General features: G+C 73.7%; 21 protein-coding genes and 1 rRNA gene. 6 read left to right on the top strand and 16 right to left on the bottom strand.

Translation table 11 applies throughout. The features are described 5' to 3' along the window. The 4 genes from ACQRUO_RS13435 to ACQRUO_RS13420 form a co-directional block, all read right to left on the bottom strand. Nucleotides 1-120, bottom strand: a 16S ribosomal RNA gene (locus ACQRUO_RS13435); the annotation flags it as partial. 607 nt (nucleotides 121-727) lie between these two features. Continuing rightward, a complete protein-coding gene (locus ACQRUO_RS13430) occupies nucleotides 728-1,558 on the bottom strand; it encodes a DUF3710 domain-containing protein (protein ID WP_428316085.1) in 831 nt (276 codons plus the stop codon). A 116-nt stretch (nucleotides 1,559-1,674) separates the two neighbouring features. Continuing rightward, on the bottom strand, nucleotides 1,675-2,142 hold the full coding sequence (gene dut / locus ACQRUO_RS13425) for a dUTP diphosphatase (protein ID WP_428316084.1): 468 nt from the start codon (nucleotides 2,140-2,142) through the stop codon (nucleotides 1,675-1,677). Continuing rightward, complete coding sequence (locus ACQRUO_RS13420) at nucleotides 2,139-2,711, bottom strand: PaaI family thioesterase (RefSeq protein ID WP_428316087.1); 573 nt, start codon at nucleotides 2,709-2,711, stop codon at nucleotides 2,139-2,141. The genes dut and ACQRUO_RS13420 overlap by 4 nt, the downstream gene beginning before the upstream one ends. Before the next feature lie 188 nt (nucleotides 2,712-2,899). Between ACQRUO_RS13420 and ACQRUO_RS13415 the strand changes: the two genes are divergently transcribed. After that, nucleotides 2,900-3,337: a DUF3093 domain-containing protein gene (locus tag ACQRUO_RS13415; RefSeq protein WP_428316083.1), complete on the top strand. Its 438-nt coding sequence runs from the start codon at nucleotides 2,900-2,902 to the stop codon at nucleotides 3,335-3,337. 125 nt (nucleotides 3,338-3,462) lie between these two features. On the opposite strand, the gene ACQRUO_RS13410 is transcribed toward ACQRUO_RS13415, so the two are convergent. The 4 genes from ACQRUO_RS13410 to ACQRUO_RS13395 form a co-directional block, all read right to left on the bottom strand. Continuing rightward, on the bottom strand, nucleotides 3,463-3,762 hold the full coding sequence (locus ACQRUO_RS13410; RefSeq protein ID WP_428316082.1) for a DUF4193 domain-containing protein: 300 nt from the start codon (nucleotides 3,760-3,762) through the stop codon (nucleotides 3,463-3,465). Nucleotides 3,763-4,403: 641 nt separating this feature from the next. After that, on the bottom strand, nucleotides 4,404-5,387 hold the full coding sequence (locus tag ACQRUO_RS13405; protein WP_428316081.1) for an acyl-ACP desaturase: 984 nt from the start codon (nucleotides 5,385-5,387) through the stop codon (nucleotides 4,404-4,406). A gap of 210 nt (nucleotides 5,388-5,597) precedes the next feature. Further along, nucleotides 5,598-6,917: a sensor histidine kinase gene (locus ACQRUO_RS13400; protein ID WP_428316080.1), complete on the bottom strand. Its 1,320-nt coding sequence runs from the start codon at nucleotides 6,915-6,917 to the stop codon at nucleotides 5,598-5,600. 41 nt (nucleotides 6,918-6,958) lie between these two features. Further along, entirely contained in the window at nucleotides 6,959-7,612 is a 654-nt protein-coding gene (locus ACQRUO_RS13395) for a response regulator transcription factor (protein ID WP_035846216.1), read from the bottom strand. A 472-nt stretch (nucleotides 7,613-8,084) separates the two neighbouring features. Between ACQRUO_RS13395 and ACQRUO_RS13390 the strand changes: the two genes are divergently transcribed. Further along, complete coding sequence (locus ACQRUO_RS13390) at nucleotides 8,085-8,267, top strand: hypothetical protein (RefSeq protein ID WP_428316079.1); 183 nt, start codon at nucleotides 8,085-8,087, stop codon at nucleotides 8,265-8,267. A 192-nt stretch (nucleotides 8,268-8,459) separates the two neighbouring features. Here the strand turns inward: ACQRUO_RS13390 and ACQRUO_RS13385 are convergent, their stop codons facing one another. Further along, nucleotides 8,460-9,278, bottom strand: a complete 819-nt coding sequence (locus ACQRUO_RS13385) for an inositol monophosphatase family protein (protein WP_428316078.1) — start codon at nucleotides 9,276-9,278, stop codon at nucleotides 8,460-8,462. 91 nt (nucleotides 9,279-9,369) lie between these two features. Next, a complete protein-coding gene (locus ACQRUO_RS13380) occupies nucleotides 9,370-10,515 on the bottom strand; it encodes a ferrochelatase (RefSeq protein WP_428316077.1) in 1,146 nt (381 codons plus the stop codon). Between the two features lie 184 nt (nucleotides 10,516-10,699). On the opposite strand from ACQRUO_RS13380, the gene ACQRUO_RS13375 reads away from it, so the two are divergent. Together ACQRUO_RS13375 and ACQRUO_RS13370 are read left to right on the top strand one after the other, a co-directional pair. Then, nucleotides 10,700-11,941 carry an MFS transporter gene (locus tag ACQRUO_RS13375; RefSeq protein WP_428316076.1) on the top strand — a complete coding sequence of 414 codons (1,242 nt, stop codon included), beginning with the start codon at nucleotides 10,700-10,702 and terminating at the stop codon, nucleotides 11,939-11,941. 227 nt (nucleotides 11,942-12,168) lie between these two features. Beyond that, nucleotides 12,169-13,485, top strand: a complete 1,317-nt coding sequence (locus ACQRUO_RS13370) for a D-arabinono-1,4-lactone oxidase (RefSeq protein ID WP_428316075.1) — start codon at nucleotides 12,169-12,171, stop codon at nucleotides 13,483-13,485. Nucleotides 13,486-13,522: 37 nt separating this feature from the next. On the opposite strand, the gene ACQRUO_RS13365 is transcribed toward ACQRUO_RS13370, so the two are convergent. Continuing rightward, nucleotides 13,523-14,368, bottom strand: a complete 846-nt coding sequence (locus ACQRUO_RS13365; protein WP_428316074.1) for a hypothetical protein — start codon at nucleotides 14,366-14,368, stop codon at nucleotides 13,523-13,525. A 590-nt stretch (nucleotides 14,369-14,958) separates the two neighbouring features. Here ACQRUO_RS13365 and sepH point away from each other — a divergent pair. After that, the gene (gene sepH, locus ACQRUO_RS13360; protein WP_428316073.1) at nucleotides 14,959-16,056 is read left to right on the top strand and encodes a septation protein SepH; all 1,098 of its coding nucleotides are present in this window, start codon (nucleotides 14,959-14,961) and stop codon (nucleotides 16,054-16,056) included. Nucleotides 16,057-16,174: 118 nt separating this feature from the next. Here the strand turns inward: sepH and ACQRUO_RS13355 are convergent, their stop codons facing one another. Then, nucleotides 16,175-17,071: a sulfurtransferase gene (locus ACQRUO_RS13355; RefSeq protein WP_428316072.1), complete on the bottom strand. Its 897-nt coding sequence runs from the start codon at nucleotides 17,069-17,071 to the stop codon at nucleotides 16,175-16,177. Between the two features lie 196 nt (nucleotides 17,072-17,267). Here ACQRUO_RS13355 and ACQRUO_RS13350 point away from each other — a divergent pair, with 196 nt between their 5' ends. Then, nucleotides 17,268-18,044 (top strand): VOC family protein, encoded by a 777-nt coding sequence (locus ACQRUO_RS13350; protein WP_428316071.1) that lies wholly within the window; start codon nucleotides 17,268-17,270, stop codon nucleotides 18,042-18,044. A gap of 67 nt (nucleotides 18,045-18,111) precedes the next feature. Here the strand turns inward: ACQRUO_RS13350 and ACQRUO_RS13345 are convergent, their stop codons facing one another. From ACQRUO_RS13345 to ACQRUO_RS13330, 4 genes are all read right to left on the bottom strand, one after another. Further along, a complete protein-coding gene (locus ACQRUO_RS13345) occupies nucleotides 18,112-18,780 on the bottom strand; it encodes a thymidine kinase (RefSeq protein WP_428316070.1) in 669 nt (222 codons plus the stop codon). Between the two features lie 65 nt (nucleotides 18,781-18,845). After that, nucleotides 18,846-20,048: an alkaline phosphatase family protein gene (locus tag ACQRUO_RS13340; RefSeq protein WP_428316069.1), complete on the bottom strand. Its 1,203-nt coding sequence runs from the start codon at nucleotides 20,046-20,048 to the stop codon at nucleotides 18,846-18,848. An 11-nt stretch (nucleotides 20,049-20,059) separates the two neighbouring features. Further along, nucleotides 20,060-20,647, bottom strand: a complete 588-nt coding sequence (locus ACQRUO_RS13335; protein WP_428316068.1) for a DUF5998 family protein — start codon at nucleotides 20,645-20,647, stop codon at nucleotides 20,060-20,062. Between the two features lie 106 nt (nucleotides 20,648-20,753). Continuing rightward, a complete protein-coding gene (locus ACQRUO_RS13330; RefSeq protein ID WP_428316067.1) occupies nucleotides 20,754-23,561 on the bottom strand; it encodes a GNAT family N-acetyltransferase in 2,808 nt (935 codons plus the stop codon). Between the last annotated feature and the right edge of the window lie 62 nt (nucleotides 23,562-23,623).

Genomic DNA, 23,623 nt, shown 5'->3' with positions numbered 1-23,623 from the left:
TGCCCACGTGTTACTCACCCGTTCGCCACTGATCCACCCCGAAGGGCTTCACCGTTCGACTTGCATGTGTTAAGCACGCCGCCAGCGTTCGTCCTGAGCCAGGATCAAACTCTCCGTGAATGTCTGCTCGTAATCGAGCAACACACTCGCGCAGAGCGGCACGGCAACCACCGGAATAGGGCGGCCCCGCGCACTGCGTCCTCGCTAGTGTTATTTCAAAAGGAATCTCCAACCCCGATCGCAGTAACATTTAACTACGAACCGAGGCCGGGGATGTCAACATATCTGGCGTTGACTTTTGGCACGCTGTTGAGTTCTCAAGGAACGGACGCTTCCTTCGCAGCCACTTCCGTGGCCCCTCCGGGCTTTCGTTCTTTCGTGTTTCCAGCTTACCAGATGTTTTCCGTTCCGTTTCCGGCCGGTCCGTCCGGGCTTTCGCCTTTTCAGGATTTCATCCGATTTGCTTTCGCCTTTCGGCGCTCCCGAACTCTATCAGAGTTTCTCGGCCCGTTTTCCCCGCTCGAACCGAATTCGAAGCGGAGCCGCGCGGCCTGCGGGGCAACCCGGAGAACATTACGCACCGGGGTGCCGGGAGTCAAACCGGCCCCGGACAGCGTGGCTGTCCGGGGCCGGTTACTGCGCTGGCCGCCGCTCAGCCGGCCCCCGGCCGGCTGTGTCGGTGGTGGGGCGGCTGCTCGGTGCTGCCGCCCGGCCCGGGTGATCCGGGTCAGCGGACCTCGGTGATCTCCGGTCCGCGGGCGAACGGGCTGAGCGAAGTGTCGCCGAACCGCGAGCCCTCCTTCTCCTGGGTGCCCACGCCGGCGTCGGCGACCATCTGGGCGTCCTCGGGGAGCTTGAGCACGATCGGGTCGCGCGGCGCCATCGGCGCCTCGCCGCGGACGACCACGGTCTGCCGGAAGACCTGCTCCAGCACGTCCGCGGTCTCCGGCTGCACGGCGGCCTGGCCGGAGATCACGCCGCGCAGGAACCAACGCGGGCCGTCGCAGCCGACGAAGCGGACCAGCTGCACGCCCTGCGTCCCGTCCGGCAGCTGCACCGGCACCTGGGCCCGCAGGTGCCAGCCCAGGTTGCCCTCCTCGATCTCGGCCAGCCCGCCCTGGGCCCGGATGCCGTCCGCGATCTCGTCGCGGACCTCGGACCAGATGCCCTCGGTGCGCGGGGCGGCGAAGGCCTGCAGCTGGATGGCGCTGTTGCCGAGCACCAGGGTGGCGGCCACGATCGCGTCGCCGGCCACCTCGACCCGCAGCTCCATGCCCTCGACGCCGGGGATCAGCAGGCCGCCCAGGTCGACCCGGCCCTCGGCCGGGCTCTCCAGCTCGGCGTGGTCCCAGGGACCGTCCGGACGCGGGGCCGGGGGCAGACCGACGCGGTCGGCGAGGTCAACCTCCAGCTCGTCGTCCAGCTCCTCGGCGTCGGTGGACGTCTCGCTCTCGGAGCCGGCGGTACCTTCGACGTCATCGGCCGTCTCGTCGGCGCTGATGGCGTCCTCGGCGAGCTGCTCGACAGCGTCCTCGCTCTTCTGGCGACGACGGAACACGGTCACTGTCCTTCCCGGTCCAAGACCGATGCGAATTCCTGCTCGTACCTTCGGCGGCTTGCCTTCGGCGACCCACTCGTACCCAGCGCGTACCCGGGCGGGCGGGCGGCGGCATGTTAAACCGCCGCGTGGCCACCGGTCGACCCGAACCCGCCCTCGGCGCGTGCGGACTCGGGCAGTTCGGCCACCTCGTGGAAGCGGGCCCTCTCGACCTGCTGGATCACCAGCTGGGCGATCCGGTCCCCACGCCGGAAGCCGACCCGCTCGCGCGGATCCAGGTTGACGACGATCACCTTGATCTCACCACGGTACCCGGCATCGACGGTCCCCGGGGCGTTCACGAGCGCAACTCCGCAACGAGCTGCCAGCCCCGAGCGCGGGTGGACGAACGCGGCGTAACCGTCGGGCAACGCGATGGCGATGCCGGTCGGGATCACCGTGCGCTCGCCCGGTTCGAGGTCGACGTCGACGGTGGCGTACAGGTCCGCACCGGCGTCTCCGGGCTGGGCGTAGCCGGGCAGCGGCAGCTCGGGGTCCAGGCGTCGGATCAGGACGTCGACCGGCGGACGGGCGGTGGAACTCACGGATTCACCTCGAAGGCTCTGGCGCGCTTGAACATGTCGGGGTCGTCCAGAGCGGCTTTGATGTCCTCCGGGCGACCGTGTGTGGTGAAGTGTTCCAGTTTCACCTGAACGAAGAGGGCCGCCGACCGGATCGCGACCGGTCCCCCGGGTCCGCCGACCCGGCCCTCGGCCGCGCAGTAGATCTTGCGGCCGTGCACGCCGGTGGCCCAGGCGCGGATGTGCAGCACCGCGTCGACCGGGACCGGGCGGACGAAGTCGGTCTCCAGCCGGCCGGTGACGGACGCGGTGTGCAGGATCCAGTTGAGGGAGCCGAGGGTCTCGTCCATCGCCGTGGTCAGGATGCCGCCGTGGGCCAGGCCCGGTCCGCCCTGGTGCACCGCCTTGACGGTGAACTCAGCGGTGACGTCGACGCCCTCGCCGGCCCGGACGTCGATCTGGAGCCCGCTGCTCTGCTGCGGGCCGCACCCGAAGCAGTGCTCGTAGTGCGAGCCCAGCGGGGTGCCCGGGGCGGGCGCGTCGGGATGGCGCACGGGGGCCACCGCGTCCGGCGGCGGGGTGGTCGGCGACAGCGGCCGACCGGACTGCTCGGCAGGGGCGACGGGCCGCTGCGGGGCCGGTCTCGGGGCGGTGGGTCCAGTCACAGCACCGGACCCTACCCGCCGGTAGCCAGGGCCGCACCCATGGATTCCCGCGGGATTCCGCCTGCCGGACGGGGCCTCGTGCGGACTCCTCAGGAACGGCGCCCACAATGGGGGACATGTACGACGAACGCCTCACCGCGCCCCGGTCCTGGTGGCTGCTGCCGGTCGCCGCCGGCCTGTCGATCGGCCTGATCCTCTTCAAGTTCGGCCCGGTGCCCGGGGTGATCGGACTGGTCGTCGGGCTGGTCGCCGGCGCGGTCGGCCTCAGCTCCTACGGCTCGGCCCGGATCCGGGTGGTCCAGGGGTCCCTGGTCGCGGGACAGGCCCGGATCCCGGTGACGGCCCTGGGCGCGGCCGAGCCGCTGGACGCCGCGGCCGCGGTCGCCTGGCGCTCGGTCAAGGCCGACCCGCGGGCCTTCATGCTGCTGCGCAGCTACGTGCCGACCGCGCTGCGGGTCCAGGTCACCGATCCGGCGGACCCGACCCCCTACCTCTACCTCTCGACCCGCGACCCGCAGGCACTCGCCGCGGCGATCAGCGCGGCCCGGGACTGACCGGCCGCCCGGCCGGGCGCTGCCGGTGCGGGAACGGCCACTGTGCCCCTCGTCGACAGGACGGGCCCCCGGGCCGGCCGGGCGCCACAGCGCGGCCGGTACCGGCCGCGGGCCGGAGCCGATGCTCAGGCGCAGTCCCGGCAGTACGGCTGGCCGTCCTTCTCGCCGGCGAGCTGGCTGCGGTGGTGCACCAGGAAGCAGCTCATGCAGGTGAACTCGTCGGCCTGCCGGGGCAGTACCCGGACGGACAGCTCCTCGTTGGAGAGGTCTGCGCCGGGAAGCTCCAGGCTCTCGCCGGAGCCGTCGTCGTAGTCGACATCGGTCGAGGGGGCCGCCTTGTCGCTCCGACGAGCCTTCAGCTCCTCGATGCTGTCCTCATTGATGTCGTCGTCTGTCTTGCGCGGGGTGTCGTAGTCCGTTGCCATGTTTCGCTCTCCCCCTCTGGGTGTGTGCGGTATCTCCAGCGCACGTAACGCATGAGGGGCCGGTCTTGTGCCCGACCCGAGGCCGAGATTGTGCCTTACTTCAAGCCCTGTTACTCAATCGACACTCAGCGGCGGGCCCGATCTGGTGATCGAAGCCGCCTCCGACGGGCTTGCGGACAGTGGCCGCCGTGGGGTAGCGGTTGCCCGATGTCGAATACGGATGGTGATGGTACGCCCTGCGGGCCGCTCGCGCCAGGGCAGCTCGGCCCAGGTGGGACGGGGCCTGCGGGCGGGGGCCGGCGGAAGCCGGACCACCGCATCCGACTACCGTGCGCAATGATCGGCTTCGATCAGTTGATCACTCAGCGAGATCATCCGAACGGGTGCGACCGATTGATGTGACCTTGGTCACAGTCAAGCACTTTTCGGACGAAGCGGCCCGAATCGGCCCATCTTATCGGCCCCCGGTACGACCCGCTCGGCGGGTGCGTCCCTTTCCCCGACGCCCCGCCCGACCCGCCCCCGACGGACGTCCCACCCACCCCGGAACGCACCCGTCCACGTGGCGGGGGCGGACAGGCGAGCACCCCGGGGCGCGCGGCAGTGCCACGCGCCCCGGGGTGCCTCCCGAGGTCGCCGGATCAGCGGGCGGCGGCGCGCTCCGCGTTGGCCGCACGGCGGGCCAGCAGCGCGGCCTGGCGCTCGTCGAACTTGGTCGCCTGGGCGTTCAGGCCGTCCAGGTAGAGACCGAGCTCCTGCTGGGCCTGCAGGCCCGCCGGGCCGAGCCCGTCGACCTCCAGCACCCGCAGGTGGCGCAGCACCGGCTGGAGCACGTCGTCGTGGTGGATCCGCAGGTTGTAGATGCCGCCGATGGCGATCTGCGCGGCCGCCCGCTCGAAGCCGGCCATCCCGTGGCCCGGCATCCGGAAGTCGGTCACCACGTCCCGGATCGCCTGCATCGCCAGGTCGGGGGCGATCTCCAGGGCGGCCTTCAGCAGGTTCCGGTAGAAGACCATGTGCAGGTTCTCGTCGTTGGCGATCTTCGCCAGCAGCTGCTCGCAGAGCGGGTCGCCGGCCTCGCGGCCGGTGTTGCGGTGCGAGATCCGGGTGGCCAGCTCCTGGAAGGCCACGTAGGCGACCGAGTGCAGCATGCTGTGCGCGTTGTCGGACTCGAAGCCGGCCGACATGTGCTCCATCCGGGCCCGCTCCAGCGCCACCGGGTCCACCGCCCGGGTGGCCAGCAGGTAGTCCCGCAGCGCGATCCCGTGCCGCCCCTCCTCCGCCGTCCAGCGGTGCACCCAGGTGCCCCAGGCGCCGTCACGGCCGAACATGGTGGCGATCTCGTGGTGGTAGCTCGGCAGGTTGTCCTCGGTGAGCAGGTTGACCACCAGCGAGACCCGGCCGACCGGGGTCACCCGGGACTGGCCGACCTCCCAGGCCTCGCCGCCCAGCACGCCGTCGAAGTCGCGCCCCTGGCTCCACGGGATGAACTCGTGCGGCATCCACTCCTTGGCGACCTTCAGGTGGCGGTTGAGCTCGGTCTCCACCACCTCCTCCAGGGCCAGGATCAGCCTGGCGTCGGTCCAGGCGGTCGAACCGGTGCGCTGGGCGGGGGCGATGGTCACGACGGGTGCTCCTGAGGGCGGGGACGTGCGGGTGCTTGCCTACCGACGCGTCACTTACGGCAGCGTCACTTACGGATGCGTAGGTTACGACACCGTAAGTTGTCGAGCCGGGATATGACAAGCGCCCCGGTCCGCCGGCCGTCCCGCACGAGGCGGGAGGCGGGCGCACCGGGGCGCTGGATCGGTCGGCCCGAACGGTCGGGACCGGGCTCAGGCGCCGGGGATTCGTACCCGCATGGTCAGCCCGCCGCCCGGGCGCGGCGCCGCCTCGATCGACCCGCCGTGGGCGCGGACCACCGAGCGGACGATCGACAGGCCGAGGCCGACGCCCTTGTCGCTGCGGGTCCGGTCGGCCCCCTTGATCCGGCGGAACGGCTCGAAGATGTGCTCCAGCTCGTAGCCGGGCACCACCGGCCCGGTGTTGCTGACCACCAGCTCGCCCAGGCCGCCGGGGCCGGGCGCGGTGGTGATCTCCACCCAGCCGTCGGGCAGGTTGTAGCGGACCGCGTTCTGCAGCAGGTTGAGCGCGATCCGCTCCAGCAGCACGCCGTTGCCGGAGACCGAGACCGGGTTCAGCTCGGAGCGGATCTCCACCTCGCGGCCGACCGCCTCGCCGCGGGTCTGCTCGACCGCCCGGGAGGCCACCTCGGACAGCTCCACCGGCCGCCGGTCGGTCAGCTCGTTGTCGCTGCGGGCCAGCAGCAGCAGGCCCTCCACCAGCTGCTCGCTGCGCTCGTTGGTGGCCAGCAGGGTCTTGCCGAGCTGCTGCAGGTCGGGCGAGGCCGCCGGGTCGGCGAGCTGGACCTCCAGCAGGGTGCGGTTGATCGCCAGCGGGGTGCGCAGCTCGTGCGAGGCGTTGGCGACGAACCGGCGCTGCGAGTCGAAGGAGCGGTCGAGCCGGTCGAGCATGTCGTCGAAGGTGTCGGCGAGCTCCTTGAGCTCGTCGTCCGGCCCCTCCAGCTCGATCCGGCGGTGCAGGTCGGAGCTGGCCACCTCGCGCGCGGTGCGGGTGATCCGGCCCAGCGGGCGCAGCACCCGGCCGGCCATCGCGTAGCCGGCTGCGAAGGCGATCACCGCGAGCACCACCAGGGCGGTGAGCGCCTGGCGCAGCACGGTGTCGAGCTCGCCCTGCTGGCCGACCATGGTCTGGCTGCGCAGGTACTGGTTGAACTGGTCGCCGGTGACCAGTTGGCCGTTGATCTTGGTGGTGATGGTGGGGTCCACGTAGATCTGCGGCAGCGTGACGGTCTGGAAGGCGTTGCGCACCACGACGTACATCAGGATCAGCAGCACCACCCCGGCCATCAGGAACATCCCGCCGTACAGCAGGGTGAGGCGGATCCGGATGGTCGGCCGGAACGGCAGCCAGCTCAGCCCGTCGCCGGGCTGCTGGGCGCCGTACCGGTACGGCTCGTGCTGCCCGTCGCCCGCGGCCTGGGGCGGCTGCTGGGGGCGTGGCGGGTCGGCGGGGCGCGGCGGCACCCGGTGGGAACTGCCGGAGGGCCCGCCGACCGTGGGCGGGGTGGTCATGAGTGTCGTCCCCTTGGGGTTGGGAGGAGCGGGCGCAGGGTTCAGATCCGGTAGCCGGAGCCGGGCACGGTGACGATGACGGCCGGGTCGCCGAGCTTGCGGCGCAGGGTCATCACGGTCACCCGCACCACGTTGGTGAACGGGTCGGTGTGCTCGTCCCAGGCCTTCTCCAGCAGCTGCTCCGCGGAGACCACGGCCCCGCCGGCCCGCATCAGGACCTCCAGGACGGCGAACTCCTTCGGGGCCAGCTGGATCGAGCGGCCGTCCCGGAGCACCTCGCGGCGGCCGGGGTCGAGCGTGATGCCGGCCCGGTCCAGCACCGGCGGCAGCGGGACGGTGGCGCGCCGCCCGAGCGCGCGCACCCGGGCGACGAGTTCGCTGAAAGCGAACGGCTTGGGCAGGTAGTCGTCCGCGCCGATCTCCAGGCCCTCGACCCGGTCGCTGATGTCCCCGGAGGCGGTCAGCATGATCACCCGGGTGGCCAGGCCCTGCTCCACCACGCTGCGGCAGACGTCGTCGCCGTGCACCAGCGGCAGGTCGCGGTCGAGCACCACGACGTCGTAGTCGTTGACCGCGATCCGCTGCAGTGCGGCCTCGCCGTCGTACACCACGTCGACGGCCATCGCCTCCCGGCGCAGGCCGGTGGCCACGGCTTCGGCGAGCAGCTGCTCGTCCTCGACGACAAGTACCCGCACAGCGATGGTCCCTTCTCTGGGGCACGCGTGGCGGGACCCAGGTCCCGTACGCGGGCCTGCGACTCCGACGGTCCCTCCATCCTGCCCCCTGTCGGGGTAAAGCACCGGTAAGGCGGTCCTCCGCGGCCGCCCGCCGGGCCCCGAGCGGGCCGCGCGAGCGCTCCGGGTGGCGGTGGCCGAATGTGACGCCGGCAACTTTCTCCGGCTTTCTGACGGCACCGAGGTTTCCCCGCCCCCGCACGGGGGAGGACGAATGCACACCCGCGATCACGCCGTCAGGCGGTCGCACCCACCCGCCGCGCGTTCATCCGCACCGGCTGGGGGATCGCAGGTCCCACGGAGCGGCCCGAAGGTCGCACCGGCGTCAGCACCGGAGCCAGCCGACGGTGCCTCGCATCCGCTGGATCACCGCACCCTCCCAACCGGGGAACGCTCGACCGCGCACGTCCGACACCGTAAGGGGGTCTGCCGCATGGACGCCTTCACCGCCGGAATCCTGCAGCGTATAAGGAACACCGAGCAGGACCTGCACCGCGCCCTCGAGTCCGGGGACGAGTTCCTGGCCGAGGTCGAACAGTCCGAACTCGACGACCTGCGTCGGATCGCCGCCGAGCACGGCATCGATCCGGTCCTCTCGCTGCCCCGCAGCGCCTGATCCGGCGCGCCATCGGCGCCGCCGGCCACCGCCCTCCCCGGCCGGTCGACCGGCCCCCGACCCCCGTCCCCTCGACGCTCGGTTCCGAGCATCTCCCATGACCTGCCGCAGTGCCCCGGCCGGACGACCCGGCCGGGGCACTGTGGCGTTCGCGGCCGGACTCCCCCGGCCGCCACGAGATCTGACGGAGCGTCAGTCGTGCCAGGCGCCCAGTTCCTCGAGCCGCGCCTGCAGCGGCTCGAACACGCCGGGCGCAGCGGCCACCACCAGTTCGCCGGAGGCGGGCGAACCGACCCGCCCGCCGGTCAGCGCACCGGCCTCGCGGGCGATCAGGCCCCCGGCGGCCAGGTCCCAGGGGGCCAGGCCGCGCTCGTAGTAGCCGTCCAGCCGCCCGGCCGCCACGTCGCACAGGTCGACCGCCGCCGCCCCGCCGCGCCGGATGTCGCGCAGCTCGGGCATCAGCTTGTGCAGCACCTCGGCCTGGTGGACCCGGACCGGCTGTACGTAGTTGAAGCCGGTGGCGACCAGCGCCTGGCCCCACGGCGGGGCCGTGCGGGCCTGCAGCGGGCGCCCGTCGCGGTGGGCGCCGCGGCCCAGCACGGCCTGGAAGAGCTCGCCGCGGGCCGGCGCGAAGACCACTCCGACCACCGTCTCGCCGTGGTACTCGGCTGCCACGCTGACGCCCCAGTTGGGCAGCCCGTACAGGTAGTTGACGGTTCCGTCGAGCGGGTCGACGACCCAGCGCACCCCGCTGCCGCCGGGACGCTCGGTGCCCTCCTCGCCGAGGTAGCCGTCCTGCGGGCGGCGGCCGGTGATCAGCTCCACGATCAGCTTCTCGGAGGCCAGGTCCATCTCGGTGACCACGTCCACCGGGCTGCTCTTGGTGGCCGCCACGCCGAGGTCGGCCGGGCGGCCGTCGCGCAGCAGCTCGCCGGCCTGCTGCGCGGCCTCCAGGGCGAGCGCGAGCAGCTCGTCGAGCAGGGCGGCGTCGGGCTGGGTCTGGTCGGGCACGGTGCTCCTTCGGGGAGGTCGGCTTCGGAAGGTCTTCGGAAGGGCTTCGGGAGGTCGGGCTTGGGGAGGTCGGCTCGAGAGGAGCGGACGATCAGGCCTGGGCGGCGGCCGGCCGGGGAGCCCGCGGATTGGGGCAGCAGTCGACGGCACAGACGTCGTGGCTGGCGCCGAGTGCGCCCAGGGCGCAGCGCCGGGGCGCGAGGCCGCGCTCGGTGGCCGCCCGCTCCAGCACCAACTCCCGCACCGCGGCGCAGAACCGCGGGTCGGCGCCCACCGTGGCGGCCCGGGCCACCGGCAGGCCCAGCTCGGCCGCCTTGGCCACCGCCTCGGTGTCGAGGTCGTACTTGACCTCCATGTGGTCCGAGACGAACCCGATGGGGACCATCACCACGGCCGGTGCGCCCTGCTCCCGGCGCTCGGCCAGGTGGTCGCAGATGTCGGGCTCCAGCCACGGGATGTGCGGGGCGCCGCTGCGCGACTGGTAGACCAGCTGCCAGGGGCGGTCGGCCACGCCGGTGGCCTTGGCGACCGCGGCGGCGACCAGCTCGGCCACGTCCAGGTGCTGGGCCACGTAGGCGCCGCCCGGGGTGCCGCGGGCCGGGTCGTCGGGGGCGCCGGAGCTCTCGGCCATCGCGGTCGGGATGGAGTGGGTGGTGAAGGCCAGCTCGGCGCCGTCGCGCCGCTCGGCCGGCAGTTCGGCCAGCGCGGCCAGGGTGGCCTCGATCATCGGCTCGACGAAGCCCGGGTGGTTGTAGAAGTGCCGCAGCTTGTCGACCGTCAGCTCCGGGCGGCCCTCCTCGCGCAGCGTGGCGAGCGCGTCGGCCAGGTTCTCCCGGTACTGGCGGCAGCCCGAGTAGCCGGCGTAGGCGCTGGTGGCCAGCACCGCGATCCGGCGGTGCCCGTCCGCGGCCAGCTCGCGCAGGGTGTCCACCAGGTAGGGGGCCCAGTTCCGGTTGCCCCAGTAGACCGGCAGGTCCAGGCCGTGCGCGGCGAAGTCGGCCTGCAGGGCGGCCAGCAGCTCGCGGTTCTGCTCGTTGATCGGGCTGACCCCGCCGAACCGGAAGTAGTGCCGGCCCACCTCGGCCAGCCGCTCCTTGGGGATGCCCCGGCCGCGCGTGACGTTCTCCAGGAACGGGACCACGTCCTCGGGGCCCTCCGGGCCGCCGAAGGAGAGCAGCAGCAGGGCGTCGTACGGGGCGGCGGAGGCCGCGGCGGGCTCGTTGAGGGTCTCGGGCATGGCACCGATCCTGCCACTGCACCGCGGCGCGCCCGGTGGGCAGGGCCGGGCCCGGCCTGACCGGATTATTCCGTTTGCCAAGGTTCGTAAGCTGTCTTGAGGTGCCGTGTTCCTTACTGTTGATCTTCCCGTGGTACGCAGCACCGTCAGGAACCTCCCCGGAACTCCCCACCCCGGAGCAACCGTGCTGTCCAGCTACCGCCAGATCTTCACCGCCCCCGGCAGCTTCGCCTTCTCGGCCACCGGCTTCGTCTCGCGCCTGCCGATCTCGATGACCGGCATCGGGATCGTCACCATGCTCTCCCAGCTGCGCGGGTCCTACGGCGTGGCCGGCGCGGTCTCCGCCGTGATGGCGCTCTCCGCGGCGGTGCTCGGGCCGCTGATCTCCCGGCTCGTCGACCGGCACGGTCAGCGCCGGATAGCCGTGCCCGCCACCGCGGTCACCACCCTGTCCACCCTCGCGCTGCTGCTCTGCGCCCACGCCGGCGCCCCGGACTGGACCCTGTTCCCGTGCGCGGTCGGCATGGGCACCATGGTCAGCACCGGCGCACTGGTCAGGGCCCGCTGGGCACACCTCTACCGGGAGGACCCGGGCAAGCTGCACACCGCCTACGCCCTGGAGTCGGTGGTCGACGAGATCATCTTCATCGTCGGCCCGATCCTCTCGATCGGCCTGGCCACCTCGCTCTTCCCGGAGGCCGGGGTGCTGCTGGCCGGCGTCTTCCTGGCCCTGGGCGTGCTGCTGTTCACCGCCCAGCGCCGCACCGAGCCGCCGGTCCACCAGGAGGCGCAGCAGGCCGGCGGGTCGGCGATCAGCTCGGCCGGGCTGCGGGTGCTGATGCTCACCTTCGTCGCCACCGGTGCGATCTTCGGCTCGGTCGAGGTGGTCACCGTGGCCTTCGCCCAGGCGCAGGGGCACAAGCCGCTGGCCAGCCTGGTGCTGGCCGTCTACGCGCTCGGCTCGGCGGTGGCCGGCACCGTCTTCGGCGCGCTGCGCCCGCGCGGCACCGCCGAGCGGCGGTTCCAGCTGGGCGTCGGGGTGATGGCGGTGACCATGGTGCCGCTGGTGCTGGCGGCGATCTGGGGCGAGGGTCCGCTCGGGCTGGTGGCGGTGGGCGCGGCGCTCTTCCTCTCCGGGCTCACCATCGCGCCCACCATGATCACCGCGATGGGCCTGGTCGAGCAGTTGGTCCCGGCCGCGCAGCTGACCGAGGGGATGAGCTGGACCACCACCGGCATGGCGCTGGGCGTGGCCGGCGGCTCCTGGCTGTCCGGCGTGGTGGTGGACAGCGCCGGCGCCGCGGCCGGGTACCGGGTGCCGCTGACCGCGGCCTTCTTCGCGCTGCTGGTCGCGCTGGCCGGCGGGCGCCGGCTGCGGACCACGACGGCGGCGAGCGTCCCGGAGCCGGTGCCGGCCGGCCGCTGACCGGACGGCGCGGCCCGCGGCCCTGCCCGGCGGTCGATCCTCCCCGCGGTCGATCTTCGCGGCGGCTGATCTTCGCGGTGCCTGATCTTCGCGGTGCCTGATCTTCGCGGTGCCTGATCTTCGCGGTGCCTGATCTTCCCTGCGGCCGCTGGACCATAGACCCTGGAGGCACCGGTGGCTAGGCTCCCTACCCATTGGTAACGCACCCGTCGCAGGGAGGCCTCCGCATGCCCGCCACCGTCACCGCCGGCCGCTGGACCAACTGGGCGGGCAACCAGAGCGCCGAGCCGAGCCAGGTGGTCACGCCGAGGTCCGTCGAGGAGCTGGCCGCCGTGCTGCGGCAGGCCGCCGAGCAGGGCCGCACGGTCAAGGCGGTCGGCTCCGGGCACTCCTTCACCGCGATCGCCGCCCCGGGCGACGGCGTGCTGGTGCGGCCCGAGGGACTCACCGCGGTGCGCGAGCTGAACCGGGCGGCCGGGACCGTGACGGTGGAGGCCGGGCTGCCGCTCGCCGCCCTCAACCGGCTGCTGGCCGCCGCCGGCCTGTCGCTGACCAACATGGGCGACATCGACGTGCAGACGGTGGCCGGGGCGACCAGCACCGGCACCCACGGCACCGGGCGCGACTCGGCCTCGCTGGCCGCCCAGCTCCGCGGCCTGGAGCTGGTGCTGGCCGACGGCAGCGTGCGGCACTGCTCGCCGACCGAGGACCCCGAGCTGTTCGCCGGCGCCCGGCTCGGTCTCGGTGCGCTCGGCGTGCTCAGCGCGCTCACCTTCGCCGTCGAGCCGGCCTTCCTGCTGACCGCGCACGAGCAGCCGATGGGCTTCGCCGAGGTGCTCGACCGCTTCGAGGAGCTGACCGAGGTCAACGAGCACTTCGAGTTCTACTGGTTCCCGCACACCGACCGGTGCAGCACCAAGCGGAACAACCGCAGCCAGGGCCCGGCCGCCCCGCTGCCCGGCTTCAAGGCCTGGCTGGAGGACGACTTCCTCTCCAACACGGTCTGGGAGGGGGTCTGCCGGATCGGCCGGGCCTTCCCCCGCAGCATCCCGACCATCGCCCAGGTGGCCAGCCGGGCCTGGTCGGAGCGGACCTACACCGACACCGCGTACAAGGTCTTCACCAGCCCCCGCAAGGTGCGCTTCGTCGAGATGGAGTACGCCGTGCCGCGGTCGGCGGCCACCGAGGTGCTGGGCGAGCTGAAGCGCCTGGTGGAGCGGAGCGACTGGCGGATCAGCTTCCCGGTCGAGGTGCGCTGCGCGCCGGCCGACGACCTGTGGCTGTCCACCGCGAGCGGGCGGGACAGCGTCTACATCGCGGTCCACCTCTACCGGGGCACCGCCGAGCGGGACTACTTCACCGCCGTCGAGCGGCTGATGGTCGCCCACGGCGGCCGCCCGCACTGGGGCAAGCTGCACAGCCGGGACGCCGAGTACCTGGCCGGCGTCTACCCGCACTTCAAGGAGTTCACCGCGCTGCGCGACCGGGTGGACCCGGAGCGGCGGTTCGCCAACGCCTACCTGCGCCGGGTGCTGGGCGCCTGACGCACCGCGACCGGGTGGCCGCCACGGCGGGGGCAGCTCAGGGCGAGGGGACCGCAGCGCCCTGCGGGGTGGCGGACGGCTGGGCGGCCTGCCCGGTGGGCGGTGCCGAGGACGGTGCGCCGGTGGCGCCGCCCGAAGCGGACCGCGACGGCGTGGGGGTCGGCGTCGGCGTGCTCGGGTCGCCGGTCGGCGGCGCGCTGGGCGAGCCGGAGGCGGAGCCCGACGGCGTGGGCGTGGGCGTGGCGGACGGCGAGGTGCTCGGCCGGCCGGGGCCGGCGGAGCCGCTCGGCCCGGTCGACGGCGTCGACCGCTCGCCGCCGGCCGGCCGCTGCGGCGCCGGGTCCCGGTGCTTCTCGCCACCGCTCGGGAAGATCGAGGTGCCGCCGCCGTCCTGACCGGTGGTCAGCGAGTGCACGGTCCTCCCGGTGGCCAGCTCGACGACCAGGATCGGGGTCATGGCGAGCACGAAGACCAGCGCCGAGACCGCCGCCGCGGTCTTCCAGCTCCAGCGGCGCCGGGCCCGGAAGACGCCGGAGTCGTTCCACTGCGCCCCCGCCCCGCCGGGCCCCTCGGGCTCGGCCCGCCAGGCGGCCGGCAGTGGGGTGGTGTCGGTGAGCGGCACCTGTTGGAGTTCGTTGACGGAGTTGTCCGGCGAGCGGTCGGTCGCCTCGCGCAGCTGCTCGCCGGTCCGCTTGAACAGGTGGTGGAAGACGGCGCCGCCGGTGGTCGCACCGATGCTGACCACCGCCGCACCGATGATCGTTCCGTACACCCCGAGCTCGGACGCGAGCACCGCGCCGACCACGGCGGCCAGCGCGCTGGCCGCGACCTGGGCCACGCTCAGGTCGATCCGGCGGGCGCCCCGCTGCTTCTCGTCCGGCATTCGTCGCCCCCTCGGCGGTTGTCAGTGACTGTCAATGGCTGGCGGTGAATCGTGCGCGGTCGGTATGTCGTCATGTCCGCTCAGCGGATTCGTCCGACTGGTCGGATAGGCCCGCCCATTGTGCACAAAGAAGGACACAAGGGTCGAAAATCCGGTTTCACTCCGTGGATATATGTGAAGATGATCACCGTCAGCTGATCGACGGTCCGCCATCGGAGTCCTTGCTCTTGAGATTCCCGTGAATCGCGGGAGACTTGAGCGGCGAGCCGCCCCTGTGGATGCCACGAATGGAGTACTGTTCGTGGAGCCTGAGCCTTCGGTCATCCTCTCGACTGCCCCGCCACCGGCGGTCGGAACGACAACCGGCGGCAGGGCACGCACGGCGGCGCTCGACCCGAACCGTCGCTCCACATCCACGTGCGGGGAACGGCCGGGAGTGCCTGACGCGGCGTCACAGTGGCGACGCGGCGAACAGGTCACCGTGCCACAGCGGCGTGACCGGACGGAAGTCCGACACGCCGGAGAACTCTGCAAGGTTGTGGCTAGTCGCCAGTGGGCAGGCCACACTCAGTACGGGAGCAGCGACGCAGGTGACGTCGGCAGGCACCACCCGGGAGGTAACCGTGCCCGAACTGCGGGTTGTGGCCGTCAGCAACGACGGCACACGGCTGGTGCTCAAGGCTGCCGACAGCACGGAGTACACCCTCCCCATCGACGAGCGGCTGCGCGCCGCCATCCGCGGTGACCGCCCGCGCCTCGGCCAGATCGAGATCGAGGTCGAGAGCCACCTGCGCCCCCGGGACATCCAGGCGCGGATACGAGCCGGCGCCTCCGCCGAGGAGGTCGCCCAGGCCGCGGGCATCTCGGTGGACCGGGTGCGCCGCTTCGAGGGCCCGGTGCTGGCCGAGCGCGCCTTCATGGCCGAGCGGGCCCGCAAGACCCCGATCCGCCGCCCCGGTGAGTCCACCGGCCCGCAGCTCGGCGAGGCCGTCGCCGAGCGCCTGGTGCTGCGCGCCGCCGAGAAGGACACCGAGCGCTGGGACTCCTGGCGGCGCGACGACGGCACCTGGGAGGTGGTCCTCTCCTACCGCTCGGACGGCGAGGGCCGGACCGCCAGCTGGACCTACGACCCGCCGCGCCGACTGGTCCAGCCGAACGACGACGAGGCCCGCGCGCTGATCGGCGAGAGCGTCGAGCGCGAAGAGGAATCGGTCTTCCCGTTCATCCCGCGGATCGCCCGGCTGCCCCAGGACCGCCCGCCGCGCGCCATGATCGAGCGGCCGTCGGCCGACCGGATCATGTCGCCGCCCGAGCGGCTGCCGGCCCGCGAGGCGGTGGCCGCCGCCGGCGACGGCCGGGACTCGCTGACCAGCCTGCTGGACGTGGTCCCCGCCTTCCGCGGCGACCTGACGGTGGGTCCCTCGGCGCTGGAGCCCGCACCGACCGAGGAGGGCCAGGAGGTCGAGGAGCCGGCGGCTGCCGCGGCGGCCGCGGCTTCACCGGTGGTCGGGGCCGGTTCGGCCTACGCCGACATCCTGATGCCGCGCGCCGTCGCTCCGCACCGCGAGCGGCTGGTCGGCACCACCGACCGGCAGGCCGAAGCCGACGGCGTGCGGCCCGGCCGCCGGGCCACCGTGCCCAGCTGGGACGAGATCGTCTTCGGCAGCCGGCGCAAGAAGACGGACTGACGCCCGGGACGACGGACCGACGCCCGGTTCCCCGGTGGTCGCCCCTGCGGGGTGGCCACCGGGGGACCGGGCGTCCGACGCTCCCGCCGTCAGCCGGCGAGGCCCCGGCTGCTCGGGGTCAGCCCCGCTCCGGCCCGGTCGCCACCGGCCGCGCGGGATCAGTCGACCACTCGCTCCAGGACCCCGGGTAGAGCGCCGCCGGATAGCCGGCCACCTCGAGCGCCAGCGCCTGGTGCGCCGCGGTCACGCCCGAGCCGCAGTACACCCCGATCCGCCGGCCCTCGGCGCCCAGCGCGCGGAACCGCTCCGCCAGCTCGGCCGCCGGGCGGAACCGGCCGTCCTCGGCGTTGTTCTCGAAGGTGGGCGCGCTGACCGCACCCGGGATGTGCCCCGCCTTCGGGTCCAGCGGCTCGACCTCGCCGCGGTAGCGCTCGGCGGCCCGGGCGTCCAGCAGCAGACCGGTGCGGGCCAGCTCGGCGGCCCGGTCGCCGTCCAGCGTCGGCATGGCTCCCGGGGTGGGGTGGAAGTCCCCCTCGGCCGGCTGCGGCACCTCGCTGGTCTCCGGTTGCCCGGCCGAGCGCCAGGCGGCGATCCCGCCGTCCAGCACCCGCACGTCCCGGTGGCCCGCCCAGCGCAGCACCCACCAGGCGCGCGCGGCGGCGGTGGCCGGCCCGCCGTCGTAGACCACCACCGGGCGCCCGGCGTGCACTCCGGCCCGGCGCAGCGCGGCGCCCAGCAGGTCCGGGTCCGGCAGCGGGTGCCGGCCACCGGCGGCGCCGGCCGGCGGCGCGGCCAGCTCGCGGTCCAGGTCGACGAAGACCGCGCCGGGCAGGTGGCCGGCGGCGTACTCCGCGGCGCCCACCGAACCGCCCTGGCCCTGGCTGCCGCCGGGCGCCGACAGCTGCCAGCGGATGTCCAGCAGCACCGGCGGGTGCTCGCCGGCCAGCTCCTTCGCCAGTTCCTCGACCGAGACCAGCGGCGAACGGCCCCGGTCCAACTCAGCAGTGTTCTCCATGGCGGCCATTCTGCTGCCTGGTCCACCCGTTCGGCAGCACCCGCACCGCCTCCGACGTCCGGTGGCAGTGCGTGCTCCTTTGTGCGCTCTTTGCCATGATTTCCGCGCGGTCGCCCGCCCGGTCGCCCGTCCGGGTGGGAGCATCTGGCTGGGGCTCGAGCCGCCGGGCCGGGCGCCCAGGCGAGGGAGGTCAGGGATGACGGCGGTGAAGGTCAGGGTCGCGCAGGGCACCCCTTGCTGGGTGAGCCTGCTGGTGCGCGATCTGGAACGGGCCGAGGCGTTCTACGGTCCGCTGCTGGGGTGGAGCTTCACCCCCGGCCCCACCGAGCTGGGCGCCTACGTGCGGGCCAGCCTGCACGGGGCCAAGGTGGCCGGGATCGGCCTGGCACCGCAGGGGTCGACCCTGCCCACCGAGTGGACCACCTACTTCGCCGTGGACAACGCCGACGAGGTCTCGGCCCGGGTGCGCGACTGCGGCGGCACCGTCGCGGTGGGCCCGCTGCAGTCCGAGCGGGCCGGGCGGCTCGCGGTGGCGGCCGACCTGTCGGGGGCCTTCTTCGGGCTCTGGGAGGGCCAGGAACACCTGGGGTGGGAGGTGGTCGGCGAGTCCGGCGCGCCGGCCTGGAGCGAGCTGGTCACCAACGACGAGCCGCTGGCCGCCGCCTTCTACGGCTCGGTGCTGGGCCGCGCGGTGGTCGAGGCCGACCCCTCGGCGGTGGCCCGCGGCGAGGACGACGCCACCCTGCGGGTGGAGGGCCACCGGGTGGCCGGGATCCGGCAGACCACCGACCTGCGGGACGGCCCGCCCCGCTGGCGGATCTACTTCGCCGTGGACGACGTGGACCTGACGGTGCGCCAGTGCCTGGAGCTGGGCGGCGCGCTGCTGGTGGCGGCGCACGACACGCCGTACGGGCGGGTGGCCCGGCTGGCCGACCCGGAGGGCGGCCGGTTCTCGGTGGTCGGGCTGCCCTGAGAGCTGCCCCGAGGCCTGTCCCGAGGCCTGCTCCGAGGCCGCACGGCGCGCACCGGCAGGGCGGCGGTCAGGCCCGCTCGAACGGCAGCACGTCCGGCGACAGGGTGGCGGCCCGGGCGGTGGCGGCGGTGAGCCGGCGGCGGTGGTGCCGGCGGCAGAGCACCTCGTAGCCGATCTCCTGCTCGACGGCCTCGGCGTCCAGCACCGCCGTCACGTCGCCGACCACCACCTGCGGGCCCTCCACCACCATCACCCCGCCGACCGTGCGCGCGTTGTGGGTGGCCCGCGCCCCGCACCAGCAGAGCGCCTCCACCTGGAGGATCTCCACCCGGTCGGCCAGCTCGATCAGCCGCTGCGAACCGGGGAACAGCCGGGTGCGGAAGTCGGTGGTGATGCCGAAGGTGAAGACGTCGATGCCCAGCTCGTCCACCACCCGGGCCAGCTGGTCGACCTGCTCGGCGGCGTAGAAGTTGGCCTCGTCGCAGATCAGGTAGTCGACCTTGCCGCCGGCCGAGAGCAGCTGGACCACGTAGTGCTGGAAGTCGAAGCCGTCGGTCACCTCGACCGCCTCGGCGCGCAGGCCGAGCCGGCTGGAGATGGTGGAGGCGCCCGCCCGGTCGTGCCGGGCGAAGATGATGCCCTGCCGGCCGCGGACGGCGTGGTTGTGGTTCATCTGCAGCGCCAGGGTGGACTTGCCGCAGTCCATCGTGCCGGAGAAGAACACCAGGTCAGCCATGGGTGGGGCGGGGGCCTTTCGTCGAGCGTGCGGAAGTGCGCGGCGCGGGTGTCGGACGGGACGGGTCAGGCACGGACTTCGAGCAGCGGGACCAGCTGCTCGACCGGGGTCATCGAGCCGTGCAGGCCGACCATCGCCGACTCCCCCGGCTCGCTGCGCGAGGCGACCACCGCGACGTCGTCGCGCGCGGCGGCGACCACGTCGCCGATCCGCTGGTACACCCGCTCGTCGACCTCCGGACCGAACCAGCCGGCCTCGATCGCCTGGTCCCGGGTGGCCACCCACATCCGGTCGCCGAGCACCTCGCTCCAGACCGCGTGCACGTCGCCGGCCGCGCCGGGCACCGCGTAGACGTGCCGGGCCCGGGCCTCGCCGCCGAGCAGCGCGACGCCGGCGCCCAGCTCCCAGTCCTCGTCGAAGTCGATCCGGTCCGCCTCGGCGATGTCGATCATGCCGTGGTCGGCGGTCACGTACAGCGCCGAGCGCGGCGGCAGCTGCTCGGCCAGCCGCAGCGCCAGCCGGTCGACGGTGTTCAGCATCATCCGCCACTCATCCGAGTCCACCCCGTAGCGGTGGCCCATCGCGTCCAGCTCGCTGACGTAGGTGTACACCAGCGCGCGGTCCGACCGGCCCAGCTGGCGGGCCGCCAGGTCCATCCGCTCCTCGCCGGTGGTCCGGCCGAGGAACTCGCCGCCGGAGAGCGCCACCCGGGTCAGCGGGGTCTGCGCGAACAGCGGGGAGGAGACCTGGCTGGCCGCCACGCCGGCGGCGTGCACCCGCTCGAAGACCGTCGGGTAGGGCTGCCAGCCGTGCGGGTCCATCGGCGGCTGCCAGCGCAGCTGGTTCATCAGCTCGCCCCGCTCCGGGATCCGCACCGAGTACCCGGCCAGGCCGTGCCGGCCCGGCGGCAGGCCGGTGCCCACCGAGGCCAGCGAGGTCGCGGTGGTGGCCGGGAAACCGGCGGTGATCGGGCGGCCCGAACCGCCCAGCGAGCCGGCCAGCAGCGAGTGCAGGAACGGCGCGTACTCGGGGTGACGGCGGATCAGCTCCCAGCCGAGGCCGTCCACCAGGAAGACGCAGACCCGGTCGGCCGGGGCGATCGGCAGCGTGCCGGTGAACCCGGGCACGCCCAGCCCCGCTGCCACCGAGGGCAGCAGGTCGCTGAGCGAGCCGCTGCCGTAGCCGGGCACGGGTGCGCCGGCCGGGTCGAGCAGCTCGAAGTCGTCGTGCGGGAGGTCACCGGGACCGTGCGGTGCGAGATGGGACATCGGGCAGGACCTCAGGCCCTGCTGATGGTGGCCTCGGACAGCGCCCGGGCGAAGACCAGCGCCTGGGCCACCGTCTCGGGACCGTCGCCGGCCTCGCTCACCCGCAGCGACAGGTCGTCCGCGGTGGCCGAACCGGTGTAGCCGTGGTCCGCCTCACAGTTCGGGTCGGAACAGCCGGCCGGCTCCAGGTCGAGGCGCTGCACCGCGCCCCAGCCGATGGTCAGCACCACCTCGCGGGGCAGCTGGCCCGGGGTGTAGGTCTCCGGGTTGGCAACCATCCGGCTCAGCACCACCGAGCCGATCCGGTCCAGCCGCACGCACTCGGTGGAGGTGGTCGCGTAGGGCACCGGGCTGGTGGCGTCGGCCGCCTGCTCGTCGGTGTGGCTGACCACGAACCGGGACGGCGTCAGCACCAGCACGGTGACGTGCCGGCGCACCTCGTTGGCGTCGAAGGTGGTCTCCTGGTGGACCAGGTAGGAGCTGATCGGCTCGGAGCCGACCGCGGACTCCACGGCCTCGGACACCAGCGCGGGGTAGTAGCCGCTGCGCTCGATCGCCGAGCGCAGGTCCTGCGTGGTGGTGGTACCGGTCTTCGCCATAACTCCATCCTGGCATGTCCCACCGACCCGGCGGGCTGGACTGCGCCGCCCGTCCGCACGAACCGGCCACCCGGGGGCCGCCGCGAACGGCGGCAACCCAGGAATGTTACAAGGTGCTCATGGCCCGCGGACCCAGATCGGTGCGCACCGGCAGCGGCGCCACCTGCACCCGGGCGGCCAGCACCACCAGCCCGTGCGGGGCCACCACCACCGGGTCGAGGTCCACCGCGGCCACCTCCGGCAGGTCGTCGACCAGTTGGGAGACCCGCAGCAGCAGGTCCTCCAGCGCGCCGGTGTCCACCGGATCGGCCCCGCGCCAGCCGAACAGCAGCGGAGCCGCCCGCACCTCGCGCACCAGCGCCGCCACCTCCTGGTCGGTGGCCGGGATCAGGCGGTGCGCCAGGTCACCGAGCAACTCGGCGGGGGCGCCGGCCAGGCCGAAGGAGAGGATCGCGCCGACCGCCGGGTCCACACTCGCGCCGATCACCGTGTCCACGCCCCGCGCGGCCATCTTCTGCACCACCAGCCCGGCCTTGTCCGCGCCGCCCAGCAGCGTCGACAACTCGCGGTGCGCCCGGCGCAGCCCGTCCTCGTCCACCAGGTCCAGCCGCACCCCACCCAGGTCCGGGCGGTGGCGCAGGTGGGCGGCGGTGGCCTTGAGCGCCACCGGGTAGCCGAGCCGGGCCGCCGCGGCCAGCGCGCTGCGCTCGTCCGGGGCCGGCAGCGCGCGCTGCAGCGCGATGCCGTAGTGGCCGAGCAGGGCGGCGGCCTGCTCCTCGGGGAGGGTGAAGCGGGCGCCGCCGGGCTGGGTACGGGCCGCCTGGGCGGTGCGGGAGTCCAGCGCGGCCGCCACCAGGCGGTGGGCGGCCGGCGCGTCGACCCCCTCCAGCTCGGGGACCCGGGCGGTCTGCTCGGCGCTCTCCGCGGTGCGCCGCCAGGCCCCGTAGCGCACCGCGTGGGCCAGCGCGCGCACCGCCCGCTCGGGCGCCGGGTAGGCCGGCACCGGGTGCTCGCCGGCCGCCAGCACGCCCGGCAGGTCGGTCAGCGCCAGGTGGGTCAGCAGCAGCGGCTTGCCGAGCCGGCGGGCCATCGCGGCGGCCGCCAGCAGGCCCTCGCCGATCGCCGGATCGGTGGCGGGCAGCGCCGGCTCCTCACCGATCGCGATGCTCTGGGTGGTCAGTGGCGGGATCGCCACCGCGATCACCGCATCCACCCCGCCGTCGCGCAGCGCCGTCTCCAGGGCCACCCGGAAGTGCTCGCCGGTGGCGGCGGTGGTCAGGTCCACCGGGGTGCGCGGGCGCAGCCCCGCGCCCAGGCAGGCGTCGTGGGTGAGCAGGCCCAGCGAGTCGGAGTTGCCGACCACCGCCACCCGGTCGCCGGCCGGCAGCGGCTGGCGGGCCAGCAGCTCGCCGGTGTCAAACAGCTCGGTGATGGTCTCCACCCGCACCACCCCGGCCTGCTGGAAGAGCGCGTCCACGGTGGCGTCGCGCAGCCCGCTCGCGGTGGGCGGCACCGCGTGGCCCGGCGGCAGGCTGCCGGTGTGCCGGGCGCCCTTGACCACCACGATCGGCTTGGTGGCGGCCAGCCGCCGGGCGATCCGGGTGAACTTGCGCGGGTTGCCGAAGGACTCCAGGTAGAGCAGCACCACGTCGGTGCGCTCGTCCTCCTCCCAGTACTGCAGCAGGTCGTTGCCGGAGACGTCGGCCCGGTTGCCGACCGAGGCGAAGGAGGAGACGCCGAGCCCGCGCCGGTGCGCCGCCTCCAGCAGCGCCACCCCGATCGCACCGGACTGGCAGAAGATCCCGAACCGCCCGGCGGCCGGCAGCACCGGGGCCAGCGAGGCGTTCAACGGGTGCTCCGGGTTGGTGCTGAGCAGACCGAAGGCGTTCGGACCGATCACCCGCATGCCGGCCGCCCGGGCCTGGCGGACCAGCGCCCGCTGCCGCTCCCGCCCGGCCGCGCCGGTCTCCGCGTAGCCGGCGGTCACCACCACCAGCCCCTGCACCCCGCGCGCGCCGCAGTCGGCCACCACCGCCGGCACCGCCTCGGCCGGCACCGCCAGCACCGCCAGGTCCACCGGCCCCGGCAGGTCCAGCACCGAGCGGTGCAGCAGCACCCCCTCCAGCTCGGTGCCCGCCGGCGCGGCGCTGTTCACCGCGTACAGCGGCCCGCCGAAACTGCCGCGCAGCGCCCGCAACAGCGCCCGGCCGGCCGAGCTCTCGTGCCGCGAGACGCCCACCACCGCGACCGAACGCGGCGTCAGCAGGCGCTGCACCGAGTGGGCTTCGGCGCGGTGCTCGCGGGCCCGCATCACCGCGAGCGAGGCGGCGGTCGGCTCCAGGTCGAACTCCAGGTGCACCAGGCCGTCGGTGAAGCTGCGCTGCTGGACGTAGCCGGCGTCGGTGAAGACCTTGGTCATCTTGCGGTTCTCGGGCAGCACCTCGGCCACGAAGCGGCGGATCCCGCGCTCCTGGGCGACGGCACCGATGTGCTCCAGCAACGCCGAGGCCACCCCGCGGCCCTGGTGCTCGTCCTGCACCAGGAAGGCCACCTCGGCGTCGGTGCCCGCCGGGTCGGGGCGGCCCTCGGCGTCGATCCGGTCGTAGCGGACGGTGGCGATGAAGCGGTCCCGGACCACCACGGCCAGCGCCACCCGGTCGACGAAGTCGTGGTGGGTGAAGCGCTGCACGTCCTTCTCGGACAGCTGCGGGTAGGGGGCGAAGAAGCGGAAGTACTTCGACTGGTCGGAGACCAGGGCGTAGAACTCCACCAGGCGCTCGGCGTCCTGCGGCACGATCGGCCGGATCCGGGCGGTGCCGCCGTCACGCAGCAGGATGTCGGCCTCCCAGTGCTGCGGGTAACCGGGGGCCTCGGTAGCTCCGCCGGCGGGGGCGGGAGCCTGGGGGTCGTCCACACCGGCCAGGCTATCCGGCCGCGGGCCGGGGCGCGCTCGACCGCGGGCAGGGCCGGACGGAG

This window comes from Kitasatospora sp. LaBMicrA B282 (assembly GCF_050325825.1).
Classification (GTDB): Bacteria; Actinomycetota; Actinomycetes; order Streptomycetales; family Streptomycetaceae; genus Kitasatospora.
The sequence above is the reverse complement of the archived record's forward strand: the minus strand, read 5'-3'. Positions and strand labels throughout refer to the sequence as shown.